General features: G+C 67.4%; 12 protein-coding genes and 1 pseudogene. 9 read left to right on the top strand and 4 right to left on the bottom strand.

The window, feature by feature from the left end; translation table 11 throughout:
- Positions 1 to 18: 18 nt before the first annotated feature.
- The 5 genes from ABE483_RS07080 to ABE483_RS07060 all read left to right on the top strand — a co-directional run bounded on the left by ABE483_RS07080 (position 19) and on the right by ABE483_RS07060 (position 6,163).
- Positions 19 to 1,497, top strand: a complete 1,479-nt coding sequence (locus ABE483_RS07080) for a leucyl aminopeptidase (protein WP_313220012.1) — start codon at positions 19 to 21, stop codon at positions 1,495 to 1,497.
- Positions 1,498 to 1,582: 85 nt separating this feature from the next.
- Positions 1,583 to 2,008: a DNA polymerase III subunit chi gene (locus ABE483_RS07075; protein WP_019182556.1), complete on the top strand. Its 426-nt coding sequence runs from the start codon at positions 1,583 to 1,585 to the stop codon at positions 2,006 to 2,008.
- A gap of 45 nt (positions 2,009 to 2,053) precedes the next feature.
- A complete protein-coding gene (locus ABE483_RS07070) occupies positions 2,054 to 2,260 on the top strand; it encodes a YqaE/Pmp3 family membrane protein (RefSeq protein ID WP_313209222.1) in 207 nt (68 codons plus the stop codon).
- Between the two features lie 43 nt (positions 2,261 to 2,303).
- Positions 2,304 to 5,072 (top strand): valine--tRNA ligase, encoded by a 2,769-nt coding sequence (locus ABE483_RS07065; protein ID WP_346481407.1) that lies wholly within the window; start codon positions 2,304 to 2,306, stop codon positions 5,070 to 5,072.
- Positions 5,073 to 5,338: 266 nt separating this feature from the next.
- The gene (locus ABE483_RS07060; protein ID WP_284128387.1) at positions 5,339 to 6,163 is read left to right on the top strand and encodes a DMT family transporter; all 825 of its coding nucleotides are present in this window, start codon (positions 5,339 to 5,341) and stop codon (positions 6,161 to 6,163) included.
- Positions 6,164 to 6,261: 98 nt separating this feature from the next.
- Here ABE483_RS07060 and rimI read toward each other — a convergent pair whose 3' ends face one another.
- Genes rimI through pssA form a run of 3 tightly spaced genes read right to left on the bottom strand, consistent with a single transcriptional unit; the run spans position 6,262 to position 8,014 of the window.
- Positions 6,262 to 6,759: a ribosomal protein S18-alanine N-acetyltransferase gene (rimI, locus tag ABE483_RS07055; protein WP_121042847.1), complete on the bottom strand. Its 498-nt coding sequence runs from the start codon at positions 6,757 to 6,759 to the stop codon at positions 6,262 to 6,264.
- Positions 6,756 to 7,238, bottom strand: a complete 483-nt coding sequence (locus ABE483_RS07050) for a hypothetical protein (RefSeq protein ID WP_284128388.1) — start codon at positions 7,236 to 7,238, stop codon at positions 6,756 to 6,758. The genes rimI and ABE483_RS07050 overlap by 4 nt, the downstream gene beginning before the upstream one ends.
- A complete protein-coding gene (gene pssA, locus ABE483_RS07045; RefSeq protein ID WP_284128389.1) occupies positions 7,235 to 8,014 on the bottom strand; it encodes a CDP-diacylglycerol--serine O-phosphatidyltransferase in 780 nt (259 codons plus the stop codon). The genes ABE483_RS07050 and pssA overlap by 4 nt, the downstream gene beginning before the upstream one ends.
- A gap of 72 nt (positions 8,015 to 8,086) precedes the next feature.
- On the opposite strand from pssA, the gene ABE483_RS07040 reads away from it, so the two are divergent.
- From ABE483_RS07040 to ABE483_RS07030, 3 genes and pseudogenes are all read left to right on the top strand, one after another.
- Positions 8,087 to 8,461, top strand: coding sequence for a DUF4124 domain-containing protein (locus ABE483_RS07040; RefSeq protein ID WP_284128390.1), 375 nt, complete (start codon positions 8,087 to 8,089; stop codon positions 8,459 to 8,461).
- Positions 8,462 to 8,559: 98 nt separating this feature from the next.
- Complete coding sequence (locus ABE483_RS07035; RefSeq protein ID WP_346481406.1) at positions 8,560 to 10,251, top strand: proline--tRNA ligase; 1,692 nt, start codon at positions 8,560 to 8,562, stop codon at positions 10,249 to 10,251.
- Positions 10,252 to 10,403: 152 nt separating this feature from the next.
- Positions 10,404 to 10,778: pseudogene (locus tag ABE483_RS07030) on the top strand (H-NS histone family protein); the annotation flags it as partial.
- Between the two features lie 90 nt (positions 10,779 to 10,868).
- On the opposite strand, the gene ABE483_RS07025 reads toward ABE483_RS07030, so the two are convergent.
- The gene (locus tag ABE483_RS07025) at positions 10,869 to 12,128 is read right to left on the bottom strand and encodes a threonine/serine exporter family protein (RefSeq protein ID WP_088432072.1); all 1,260 of its coding nucleotides are present in this window, start codon (positions 12,126 to 12,128) and stop codon (positions 10,869 to 10,871) included.
- 160 nt (positions 12,129 to 12,288) lie between these two features.
- Here ABE483_RS07025 and ABE483_RS07020 point away from each other — a divergent pair, with 160 nt between their 5' ends.
- Complete coding sequence (locus tag ABE483_RS07020; RefSeq protein WP_070426576.1) at positions 12,289 to 13,401, top strand: ABC transporter permease; 1,113 nt, start codon at positions 12,289 to 12,291, stop codon at positions 13,399 to 13,401.
- Position 13,402 lies beyond the last annotated feature (1 nt).

The following is a 13,402-nucleotide window of genomic DNA, read 5'->3' as shown; positions in this document are numbered from 1 at the left end:
GCCAACGGAATCTGATCAATGGCCCTGGAATTCACCCTGAACCACGCAGCACCGGCCTCGGCCGAGTGCGATTGCGTCATCGTCGGCGCCTATGCCGACCAGACCCTGAGCCCGGCGGCACAGGCCCTGGACACCGCGTCCGGTGGCCGCCTGTCGGCCCTGATCGCCCGCGGCGACGTGGGCGGCAAGACCGGTAACACGACCCTGCTGCACGATCTGCCCGGCGTCACCGCCGCACGCGTGCTGGTGGTCGGGCTGGGCGAACCGGCCAAATTCGGCGTGCCGCAGTACCTCAAGGCGGTCGGCGATGCCAGCCGCGCCCTGAAGAGCGGGGTCAACCACCACGCGCTGTTCACCCTGACCGAGATCGAGGTCAAGGGCCGCGATGCCGCCTGGAACATCCGCCAGGCCATCATCACCGCCGACCACGCCGCCTACCGCTACAGCGCCACGCTGGGCAAGAAGAAGGCCGACGAGCCGGGCCTGACCACGCTGGCCATCGCCGGCACCGACACCCAGGCGCTGGCCCAGGGCCAGGCCATCGCCGCCGGCGTGCAGTACGCCCGCGAGCTGGGCAACCTGCCGCCGAACGTCTGCACCCCGGCCTACCTGGCCGAGTCCTCGGTCGCGTTCGCGCAGGCGCATGAAGGCGCCGAAGCGGAGGTGCTGGACGAACAGCAGATGGAAGCGCTGGGCATGGGCTCGCTGCTGGCTGTGGCCCGTGGCTCGGCCAACCGCCCGCACCTGGTCGTGCTGAAGTGGAACAACGGCGGCGACGCCAAGCCCTACGTGCTGGTCGGCAAGGGCATCACCTTCGATACCGGTGGCGTCAACCTGAAGACCCAGGGCGGCATCGAAGAGATGAAGTACGACATGTGCGGTGGCGCCAACGTCATCGGCACCTTCGTCGCGGCCGTCACGGCCAAGCTGCCGCTGAACCTGGTGGTGGTGGTGCCGGCGGTGGAAAACGCCATCGACGGCAATGCCTACCGCCCCTCGGACGTGATCACCTCGATGTCGGGCAAGACCATCGAAGTGGGCAACACCGACGCCGAAGGCCGCCTGATCCTGTGCGACGCCCTGACCTACGCGCAGCGCTTCGAGCCGGCCGCGCTGATCGACGTGGCCACCCTGACCGGTGCCTGCCTGGTCGCGCTGGGCCACCAGACCGCCGGCCTGATGACCAAGCACGACGACCTGGCCAACGAGCTGCTGGCCGCCGGTGAGCATGTGTTCGACCGCGCCTGGCGCCTGCCGCTGTGGGACGAGTACCAGCCGATGCTGGATTCCAGCTTCGCCGATATCTACAACATCGGCGGCCGCTGGGCCGGTGCGATCACCGCGGGCTGTTTCCTGTCGCGCTTCGCCGAAGGCCAGCGCTGGGCCCATCTGGACATCGCCGGCGTGGCCAGCGACGAAGGCAAGCGCGGCATGGCCACCGGCCGCCCGGTCGGCCTGCTGAGCCAGTGGCTGCTGGACCAGGTCGCCCGCGCCTGATGCCCTGCCCGATCGCGGCCGCCTGCGGGTGGCCGCGGTCCCGCCCGGCCTGGCGCCGGGTTCTCCCTCCGCTCCAGGCCCTGCCATGTCCCGTGCTGATTTCTACCTGATCGCCAAGCCCCGCTTCCTGACCGAGCCATTGCGCCTGGTCTGCGAACTGGCCCGCAAGGCCAATGACGCCGGGCTGTTCACCCTGGTGTTGGCACGCGACCAGGCCCAGGCCGAAGAGCTGGACGAGCTGCTGTGGGCGTTCGACAACGATGCCTACATCCCGCACCAGATCGCCGGCGAAGACATGGACGAGGAAGAGGCGCTGGTGCTGATCGCCGTGCCCGGCACCGAGGCCCCGGCCCGGCCGCTGGTGATCAACCTGCGCGACGATCCCTATCTGGCAGCCTGCGACCGCGTGCTGGAAGTGGTACCGGCCGACCCCGAAGCGCGCGAACCGCTGCGCGAGCGCTGGCGCCAGTACAAGGCGCTGGGCTTTGACCTGAACAAGTACGACATGTAACCCGCGCGGCGCCCGTCCGGTCGCCGCCGCCCCCGGAGACCCTTGATGCGCCTGTTGATCGCCCTGATCTTTCCCTGGTTCGCCTTCTTCACCATCGGCCGCCCGATCACAGGCATCCTCAACGTCTCGAAGGTAGAGCCGACTGTCAGTCGGCTGTCCTTGTCTGGCTGGCTGCCCGCCGCGATCTGGGCCGCCTACGCGGTCTCACAGTTCCATACCGACCAGAAGATCCGCCGCGCCTTCGGGCGCTGAGCTTCCGGCACCCCCACCTTCCGTATTCGATCCTGGTTCCCGCATGACCCAACTCGCCTCCAGCTACGACCCGAAAACCTTTGAAACCGCGCTGTACGACGCGTGGGAGAAGGCCGGCCATTTCAAGCCGTCCGGCAAGGGCGAGCCGTACACCATCCTGCTGCCGCCGCCGAACGTGACCGGCACGCTGCACATGGGCCATGCCTTCCAGCAGACCCTGATGGATGCGCTGGTGCGCTACCACCGCATGCGCGGCTACGACACGTTGTGGCAGGTGGGTACCGACCACGCCGGCATCGCCACCGAGATGGTGGTGTCGCGCAACCTGGCCCTGGCCAACACCGGCGAGACCCGCGATTCGCTCGGCCGCGACGGCTTCATCGAGAAGGTGTGGGAGTGGAAGGCGCAGTCCGGTGACACCATCGAGCGCCAGATGCGCCGCCTGGGCACCTCCAGCGACTGGTCGCGCAGCACCTTCACCATGGACCCGCAGCCGTCCGAAGCGGTGGTCGAGGCCTTCGTGCGCTGGCACGAGCAGGGCCTGATCTACCGTGGCCAGCGCCTGGTCAACTGGGATCCGGTGCTGAAGACCGCCATCTCCGATCTGGAAGTGGAGAGCGTGGAGGAAGACGGCTTCCTGTGGTCGATCAGCTACCCGCTGGCCGACGGCAGCGGCACCCTGACCGTGGCCACCACCCGCCCGGAAACCATGCTGGGCGACACCGCGGTGATGGTCCACCCGGAGGATGAGCGTTACGCGCACCTGATCGGCAAAATGGTCAAGCTGCCGCTGACCGACCGCGAGATCCCGGTGATCGCCGATGATTACGTCGACCGCGAGTTCGGTACCGGCGTGGTCAAGGTCACCCCCGCGCACGATTTCAACGATTACCAGGTCGGCCTGCGCCACGACCTGCCGATGATCAACCTGTTCACCCCGGAAGCGGCGATCAACGACAACGCCCCGGAGAAGTACCGCGGGCTGGACCGTTACGAAGCGCGCAAGGTGATCCTGGCCGAGCTGGAAGACCTCGGCATCCTGGTCGAGACCAAGGCGCACAAGCTGCAGGTGCCGCGCGGTGATCGTACCCAGCAGGTGATCGAGCCGTACCTCACCGACCAGTGGTTCGTGAAGATGGACGTGCTGGCCAAGCGTGGCCTGGAGCTGGTCGAGAACGGCAGCATCCAGTTCGTGCCGGCCAACTGGATCAACACCTACCGCCACTGGATGGAGAACATCCAGGATTGGTGCATCAGCCGCCAGCTGTGGTGGGGCCACCGCATTCCGGCGTGGTTCGACGACGCGGGCAACTGCTATGTCGGCCGTGATGAAGCCGAGGCCCGCGCGAAGAACAACCTCGCTGCCGACCTCGCCCTGCACCAGGACAGCGACGTGCTGGAGACCTGGTTCTCCTCGCAGCTGTGGCCGTTCTCCACCCTGGGCTGGCCGAACGAGCAGGCGATGGACGCGCGCGGTTTCGAGCGCTACCTGCCGTCGTCGGTGCTGATCACCGGGTTCGACATCATCTTCTTCTGGGTGGCCCGCATGATCATGGCCACCGACAGCTTCACCGGGAAGATTCCGTTCAAGGACGTCTACATCACCGGTCTGATCCGCGATGCGCAGGGCCAGAAGATGTCCAAGTCCAAGGGCAACGTGCTCGACCCGCTGGACATCATCGATGGCATCTCCATCGAGGACCTGGTCGCCAAGCGCACCACCGGCCTGATGAAGCCCAAGGACGCGCCGAAGATCGAGAAGGCGACCCGCCGCGAATTCCCCGAGGGCATCATCGCCCACGGTGCCGATGCGCTGCGTTTCACCATCGCCGCGCTGGCCACCCACGGCCGCGATATCAAGTTCGACATGAACCGCGCCGAGGGCTACAAGAACTTCTGCAACAAGCTGTGGAACGCCAGCCGCTTCACCCTGATGAACACCGAGGGCAGCAGCTTCACCGGCGTGCCGCAGCCGCGTACCGATGCCGAGCGCTGGATTCTGGCGCGCCTGGCCGCGGTCTCGGCCGAAGCGCAGACGCATTACGCCAACTACCGCTTCGATCTGCTGGCGCAGTGCCTGTACGAATTCGCCTGGAACGAGTTCTGCGATTGGTTCCTGGAACTGACCAAGCCGGCCCTCAACGGTGCCGACGCCGACGATGCCAACAGCACCCGCCACACCCTGCTGTACGTGCTCGAAGCGCTGCTGCGCCTGCTGCACCCGCTGACCCCGTTCGTCACCGAGCAGCTGTGGCGCCAGGTCGCCCCGCGCCTGGGCATCACCGACGACACCATCTCGCTGCGTCCGTACCCGACCGCCGAGGAGTTCGCGGGTGATTTCGCCCGCGCCGAAGCCGACGTGGAATGGCTGAAGTCGATGGTCAACGCGCTGCGCCGCGTGCGCAGCGAGTTGAACGTGCCGCCGTCCAAGCTGGTGCCGCTGCTGCTGCAGGGTGGCAACGACGACGACCGCGCGCGCATGACCCGTTTCACCTCGTCGCTGTCGTTCCTGCTCAAGCTGGAGCGCATCGAATGGCTGGCCAACGGCAGCGACACGCCGCCGGCCGCCGCTGCGATCGTGGGCGATCTCACCCTGCTGGTGCCGCTGGAGGGCCTGGTCGATCTGGGCGCCGAACGCGCGCGCCTGGACAAGGAAATCGCCCGGGTGGAATCGGAGAAGGAAAAGAGCGAGACCAAGCTGGCCAAGTTCACCGACAAGGTGCCCGCGGCCGTGGTCGAGCAGGAGCGCGTGCGCCTGGTCGAATGGACCGCCCAGCTGGATGGCCTGCGCTCGCAGCGCGCGAAGCTGTAAGCGCACGGGTAGAGCCACGCCATGCGTGGCTGCTTCTGCGGGGCCAGGGTAGAGCCACGCCATGCGTGGCTGCTTCTGCGGGGCCAGGGTAGAGCCACGCCATGCGTGGCTGCCTTCCGGGGCGGGATGGCGTGCAGCCACCCATGGGGTGGCTCTACCCTGGGCCGATAACGTAGGTAGGGCCCGCCCGCGCGGTTACGGGCCCGATGGCTGCCCATCTGCGGCATGATGCGGGTTCGTCCACGGATTGAATGACCGCCGACACGATGTCGCTGTCCCTCTTCTGCATCGTGCTGTTCGCCGCCCTGCTGCATGCCAGCTGGAACGCGATCGTCAAACGCGGCACCGACACGCTGCTGACCACGATCCTGGTCACCGGCTCGGCGGCGGTGATCGCCGCGATCGCGCTGCCGTTCATGCCCACACCCGCCGCGCAGAGCTGGCCATGGCTGGCGACCTCGACCCTGCTCCAGGTCGGGTATTACGTCCTCGTCGCACGTACCTACCAATTGACCGACATGAGCGCGTCCTACCCGCTGATGCGCGGCTGCGCGCCGATCCTGGTGGCGCTGATCAGCACGCTGTTTCTGGGCGAGCGCCTGGCGTGGATCGCGTGGAGCGGAATCGCGCTGATCTGCCTGGGCATCCTGTGCATGACCCGCGGCACCTCGCGCCAGCATCTGTGGCTGCCGTTGCTCAATGCCGGCGTCATCGCCACCTACACCTTGGTCGATGCCTGGGGCGCGCGCCACTCGGGCGCCGCGGTGAGTTACACCCTGTGGCTGTTCCTGCTCTCCGGCCTGCCCCTGCCCCTGTGGGCGCTGTGCACCCGCGCCGGCGCGCTGCGTGACTATGCCCGCCGCAACTGGGCCTACGGCATCGTGGGCGGGTTCGGGACACTGATCTCCTACGGCCTGGCGCTGTGGGCCATGACCGTGGCGCCGGTTGCGATGATCGCCGCGCTGCGCGAAACCTCGATCCTGTTCGGCATCCTGATCTCGGCCTGGATCCTGCACGAACGGGTCACCCGCCAGCGCTGGATCGCCGCCGGCCTGATCGTGCTCGGGGCAGTGGTGCTGCGGATCACGTAGAGCCACCCCATGGGTGGCTGCGCCTGTCTCCGACAGCCACACCCCGTACGGGCCGGATCGAACAGCAGCCACCCATGGGGTGGCTCTACATCGGGACGTCAGAGCGGCGGCATCACCTGGATGTCGTCGTCGACCAGCTCGATCGCCATCACCAGCGCATCCTCGCGCCCGTCGCGGGCGGGGTAATAGCGCGGCCGGCGGCCGATCTCATTGAACCCTTCGCTGTGGTACAGCGCCACGGCCGAGGTATTGGACGGGCGCACTTCCAGGAACACGCGGTGCGCGCCATGGTCGCGTGCCAGCTTCACCAGCGCGCGCAGCAGGTAGCGGCCGTGGCCACGGGACTGGCACAGCGGGTCCACACAGATGTTGAGGATATGGGCTTCATCGGCGGCGATGCTGAGCAGGCCGTAGCCCATCAGCAGGCCGTCCTCTTCCATCGCCAGGCCGGGATAACCGGCACGCAGGCAGTCCTGGAAGATGCCGCGGGTCCACGGGTACGGGTAACCGCGCACCTCGATGGCCATCACCGCATTGAGGTCGCTTTCGCGCAGCGCGCGCAGCGACAACGGCCGCGGCGAGCTCACCGCACTCACGACCGGCCCCGTTTGCGCAGGGCGCGCAGCTGCGGCCACAACGCGCGCTTGGCGGCGGCGCTGCTGCGCAGTTCATCCAGGTTCCAGCTGGCCATCAAGACCTGGGTGTCCGGCTCGGCCGGGTTGCAGCCGGAGGCGCGTAGCAGGGCGATCTGCAGGCGATCGGGCATCCGCACCGCGGCGCGGCGGCCTCCGCCTGCGCGTGCCGGCGTGGCCGCCGGAACGGGCGGCGGCGCGCCTTCTTCGACCGTGCGCGGCGCGCTTCGGCGCACCGGTGCGGGCGCATCCACCGCCGGTGCCGGCCGCGACTGGCGCACGGGCACGGACGACTCTGCGAGCGGCGCCGCGCTGAGCTGCACATCAGGTACGGCAGCGGCCTCCGGCTCGACACTGCCGTCGACGAACACCGTATAGCCCATCGCCTGCAGCCAGGACTGCTGCGCCGGCGACCACAATGGCGGCAGCGCCTGCCCGCTCACGCGTTCGGCTCGACCGTCTTGCGGGTGCGCTGCCACGCCCAGTAGCACGGGCCGGACAAGGCATACACCACGCCTACCGCGAACAGCACGCGCGGCAGATCGATGACCATGATCGCGATGGCGATCGGCACCAGGGCCAGCGCCAGGAACGGCACGCGATCGGCGCGCGGTCCTTTCTCGCCACTGCCCTTGAAGCTCCAGAAGCGAATCCGGCTCACCATCAGCAGCGCCGCCACCAGGGTCACGCCCAGCGCGACATAGCGCAGCTGGTTGCCGTCCCAGCCGAGGTTGCCATCGGCGAAGGCCCAGACGAAGGACATCATCAGGCCCGCGGCGGCCGGGCTGGCCAGGCCGATGAACCAGCGTTTATCGACCACGCTGACCTGGGTATTGAAACGGGCCAGGCGCAGCGCGGCGCAGGCGGCATACAGGAAGGCGACCGCCCAGCCGACGCGGCCCATCACCGGGTCGTCGAACTTCAGCCAGGACAGCGACCAGTGGTACATCACCAGGGCCGGGGCCATGCCGAAGCTGACCAGATCGGCCAGCGAGTCGTACTGCACGCCGAATTCGCTGCTGGTGCCGGTCAGGCGGGCCACGCGGCCGTCCAGGCCGTCCATGACCGCTGCGACAAACACCGCGACCGCGGCATTCACGAAGTCGCCGTTGGCCGCGGCGATGATCGCGTAGAAGCCGGCGAACAGGCCTGCGGTGGTGAACAGGTTGGGCAGCAGGTAAATGCTGCGCGAGCGCGGCGGGGGTTTCATCTGATCCATGCGGCCAGTTTAGCTTGCCAGCACCGGCCCGGGGTGCTGCAATCACGGTTCTGCCCCGTTCCCGGAGTTGCCATGCGTGCCCTGTCCCGTCTGAGCGGCCTGCTGCTGCTCGCCAGCGCCACGGCCAGCGCCGGCACTGTCTACAAGTGGAAAGATGCCAACGGCGTCACCCAGTATTCGGAGAAGCCACCGGCCGGGCAGAAGTACGAGGCCCGCCAGGTCGAGAACCGGGACCCGCTCCCGCGCGAGACCGCCGCCGCCCCGGCCGAGAACAAGGCCTGCACCGACGCCCGCGGCAATCTCACCCTGCTCAACGGGCCGGGCAAGGTCATGCAGGATGCCGATGGCGACGGCACGGCCGATACCGCCCTGACCGACGAGCAGCGCAGCGCCCAGAAGACCCTGGCCGAGGCCGCCATCCAGGCCTACTGCACCCCCAAGGCCTGAGCCACCGGCCCCGTCGAGGCGGCCAAAACCAACCGCAACACCCATCGCGGCGGCCGGACTGGCAGAATATCGGCTTCTGCCGTTCAGCGAAGCCGACGATGCGCCTCTCCCAGTTCCACCTGCACACCACCAAGGAAACCCCCAGCGACGCGGAGCTGACCAGCCACCGCTTGATGCTGCGCGCGGGCATGATCCGCAAGCTGGCCTCGGGGCTGTACACCTGGTCGCCGCTGGGCCTGCGCGTGCTGCGCAAGGTCGAGCGCATCGTGCGTGAGGAAATGGAGCGGGCCGGCGCGGTGGAATTCCAGATTCCGACCATCCAGCCCAAGGAACTGTGGGAAGCCACCGGCCGCTGGGAAAAGTTCGGCCCGCAGCTGCTGAAGCTCAAGGATCGCAAGGAGCAGGTGTTCTGCTACAGCCCGACCGCGGAAGAGGCTGCCGCTGACTTCGCGCGCCAGGAGCTGTCCAGCTACAAGCAGCTGCCGGTCAATTTCTTCCAGATCCAGACCAAGTTCCGCGATGAGATCCGCCCGCGCTTCGGCGTGATGCGCTCGCGCGAATTCCTGATGAAGGATGCCTATTCCTTCCACCTGCACGATGCGTGCCTGGTGCGCGAATACGAGAACATGAAGTCGGCCTACAGCCGCATCTTCACCCGCCTGGGCCTGGATTTCCGCATGGTGCAGGCCGACTCGGGCGCGATCGGTGGCGACGCCTCGCAGGAATTCCACGTGATCGCCGAGTCGGGCGAAGATGCGCTGGTGTTTTCCACCGGCTCGGATTACGCGGCCAACATGGAAGCGGCCATCGCCGCGGCCCCGGGCGAGCGCCCGGCCGCCAGCGAAGCGCTGCGCAGGATCGATACGCCCACGCAGAAGACCTGCGAAGCCGTCGCCGCCCTGCTCGGCCTGGGCCTGGAGCGCACCGTCAAGTCGGTCGCGATCATGAGCGAGGCCGGCTTCGTGCTGGCGCTGGTGCGCGGCGATCACGACGTCAATGAAATCAAGCTGGGCAAGGTCGAGGGTCTGCAGGGCTACCGCATGGCCAGCGAGGCGGAGATCGCCACGCATCTGGGCAGCGAGCCGGGCTTCCTCGGCCCGCTCAATCCGGCCCAGCCGATCCGCATCGTGGCCGACCGCGACGTCGCCGCGCTGGCCGATTTCGTCATCGGTGCCAACGAAGCCGGTGCCCATATCGCCGGCGTCAACTGGGGCCGCGACCTGCCCGAACCGGAAGTGGCGGACATCCGCAACGCCAAGGCCGGTGATCGTGCCGCCGATGGCGGTGAACTCAAGATCGCGCGCGGCATCGAAGTCGGCCATGTGTTCCAGCTCGGCCGCCAGTATGCGCAGGCGTTGAATGCGACCGTGCTTGACGAAAACGGCAAGGCTGCGGTGTTGGCGATGGGCTGCTACGGCATCGGCATTTCGCGCATCGTGGCGGCGGCGATCGAACAGAATCACGACGATGCCGGCATTATCTGGCCGGACGCGATGGCGCCGTGGCAGGTCGTGGTCTGCATGATCAATCCGAAGCAGGACGAGACCGTGTCGTCCACCGCCACCGAGCTGCTTGCGCAGCTGCAGGCCGCCGGCCTGGATGTGGCGCTGGATGACCGCGGCCTGCGCCCGGGCGCGATGTTCGCCGACATGGAACTGATCGGTGTCCCGCACCGGATCGTGGTGTCCGAACGCGGCGTCGCCGCCGGCACGTTCGAGTACCGCGCTCGCAGTGCCGCCGAAGCGGAGGTCCTCGACAAGGACGCGCTGCTGGCAAAATTGACGAAGTAATGACAAAGGCCGGGTGAATAACCCGGCCTTTTCAATGGCGGACCCGGTTTCAATAACTCCGGTTTGTTTGTGTATTTCGCAAAAGAGAATGTATGCTGTTTCCGACGCCAAGGACCGGCTCACCCTGTCCTTAATATATTGCGGAGTAGTAGATGAGTATCGACCTGAGCGGCCTGTCCGCCAAAGAGCTGGGCGCGCTGATCAAGAACGCCAAGAAGCAGCAGACCATCGTGGCCAAGCGTCCGGCGATCACCAAGGTCCGCGCACAGCTGACCAAGCTGGCCAAGGCCCAGGGCTATTCGGTGGAAGAACTGTTCGGCGGCGCCGCCCCGGCCGCACGTGGCCGTGCCGCGAGCAAGGCCACCAAGGCCCCGGCCAAGGCCGTGCGCAAGCTCGGCAAGGTCGCTCCGAAGTATCGCAACCCGGCCAACCCGAAGGAAACCTGGACCGGCCGTGGCAAGCAGCCGCGCTGGCTGGCTGCGCATACTGCCAAGGGCAAGAAGGTTGAAGAGTTCCTGATCAAGAAGTAAGCCGGTCAGTCACTGCTGCACATGAAAACGCCGGCCTCGCGCCGGCGTTTTCGTACCCGTTCATGGCGCGCGCGATGACCGGGAGGGTCAAAGATTCTTGCGCGCCGGGATCAGCAGATTGCCGAACAGCAGGCCGGCCACCAGCGCCATCACCACGTTGAGCACGGTCATCAGCACGGTCTGGCCGGCGCTCATGTCCTGCTGCTGGACCAGCGTCAGCACGCCGCGCAGGCTGGTACTGCCGGGCACGAGCATGATGATGCCGGGCAAGCGGATGATCGCGCCCGGGCGCTGCGCCAGCCGGCCAAACAGATTGCCGGCGGCGGTCAGCAGCATCGCCGACATGAAAATACCGGCCGGGATGCCCCAGGCCTGGCCCGCGAACTTGGAGATCGCATAGCCGGCGACGGCCGCCGCCATCACCCAGGGGAAATCGCGGCGGTTGGCCTTGAACAACATCGCGAACGCGAACGCGGCCAGCAGCAGCGCGCCCCACTCGACCCAATCGGCCTGCGGTCGCGAGGCGCGCACCAGCGGTTCCAGCCCGACGATGCCGGACAGGGTCACCGCGATCACCGCGCCCACCGTCAGTTTCAGGATCGTGGTCACCGCACCGGCAAACCGCGCCGTGCCGGAGACCCAGTGCTGGCTGGCCAGCTCATTGACCGCATTGGTCAGCGACATCCCGGGCAGCAGCACCACCAGCGAGGCGATGATCACCGTGTTGAGGTTGAGCGCCCCGATGAAGGAGGCCACCAGCGTCGCCACCGAGCCGGCGAGCAGGGCCGCCAACGCTTCGTTGGCCTCGCGCGTGGCCGGGCGGCGGTCGGTATACATGCCCATGACGCCGATCAGCAGACCGATCACGCCGGCGGTGGCGATATCCAGCCACGGCAGTTTCCACAGGCCGGCCACGCCCGCTGCGCCCAGGCTGTAGGAAAGAATGGTGCGGATCTTGCCCCAGCGGCCGGGATCCTTGTCCAGCTGGCGCAGCGCGGTGTGCCCCTGCGCGATGCTCATGGTGCCGTTGGCCACCGCATCGGTGATCTGGTCGGCGATGCTGAGTTTATGCAGGTCGTTCTCGCCCGGCGCCAGCCGGATCACGCGGGTGATGTCCGACGAACCGATCGCCTTGGTCGGGTCGCTGAAACTCAGGATCAGGCCGGTCGGGTTCGACCACGGCTCGCAATCCAGGTCCAGCCGCTGCGCCAGCGCGACCACGGCGGCTTCCAGCCGCTGCGCGGTAGTGCCATAGCTGTGCAGGCGCCCGGCCATTTCCGAAACGAAGGCCACGCGCTGTGCGTAGGTGGCCGGTGGTGCAACGATGGTGGGGGCGTCGGCAGACATGCGCCGTAGTATTACCCGAACACGCCCCGGCCTGAAAAATCCCGGTGGCATCGCATCGCGGCATGACGCCCCCGGTGTTGCCGAGCAACGCGTTCAGCCCGGTCCGGCGCATACGCGAGCCATGCACCCGGACAGGTTATGCTGCGCGCAGGACGCCTACATGACCTCAGACCAAGCCCCCCATCTCGAGCAGGATGCCCAAGACCCCGGTCTGATCCGGTTGTCTGGTCATTGGACTTTACGCACCGCGCTGGACGCGGCCGAGGTGCTGCGCGGCCTTCCTGAGAAGGTGACCGGTCTGGACGCCAGCGGGATCACCCTGCTCGACTCGGCCGGCGTGCTGCAGCTGCTGCGCGTGGCCCACCGCGCCGATCTCGGCGAGGACGCGGTGACGTTCCGCGAGGAGCATCGTGCGCTGGTCTCCACCATCGAGGAAGTCGCCGACGACCGGCCCAAGGCCAAGCGCGACTTCGGCGTGCTGGCCGCACTGGAACGGCTGGGTGTCAGCGTGCACGGCATGGGCCACAACATCGTGGCGCTGGCCAGCTTCCTCGGCGAGAACCTGGTCAAGGGCGCGCGCCTGATCAAGGAACCGCGCCGTTTCCGGCTCACCGCCACCGTCGCCCAGATGGAACAGGTCGGCCTGGATGCGGTGCCGCTGGTGGCACTGCTGTCGTATCTGGTGGGTGCGGTGATCGCCTTCCTCGGCTCCACGATCCTGCGCGACTTCGGCGCCGAGATCTACGTGGTCGAACTGGTCAGCATCGCCTTCCTGCGCGAGTTCGCCGTGTTGTTGACCGCGATCGTGCTGGCCGGCCGCACCGCCAGTGCGTTCACCGCGCAGATCGGTGCGATGAAGGCGCGCGAAGAAATCGACGCGATGAAGACGCTGGGCCTGGACCCGGTCGATCTGCTGGTGCTGCCGCGGCTGATCGCCCTGCTGATCACCCTGCCGCTGCTGACCTTCATCGCGATGGTCGCCGGCCTGGCCGGTGGCATCACCGTGGGTGCGTTCGATCTGGATATCCCGCCGCAGATGTATATCGCGCGGATGCACGACACCATGGAAGTGCGCAACATGCTGGTGGGCCTGTCCAAGGCGCCGGTGTTCGCGCTGGTGATCGGCCTGATCGGCTGCCTGGAAGGCCTGAAGGTGGAAGGCACCGCGCAGTCGGTCGGCGAGCGCACCACCTCCAGCGTGGTGCAGGCCATTTCGCTGGTGATCATCCTCGACGCGTTCGCCGCGCTGTGGTTCATGAAGATGGGCTGGTAAC

The organism is Stenotrophomonas sp. TWI602, assembly GCF_039674045.1.
Classification (GTDB): domain Bacteria; phylum Pseudomonadota; class Gammaproteobacteria; order Xanthomonadales; family Xanthomonadaceae; genus Stenotrophomonas.
This window is presented reverse-complemented; position numbering and strand designations above follow the sequence as displayed.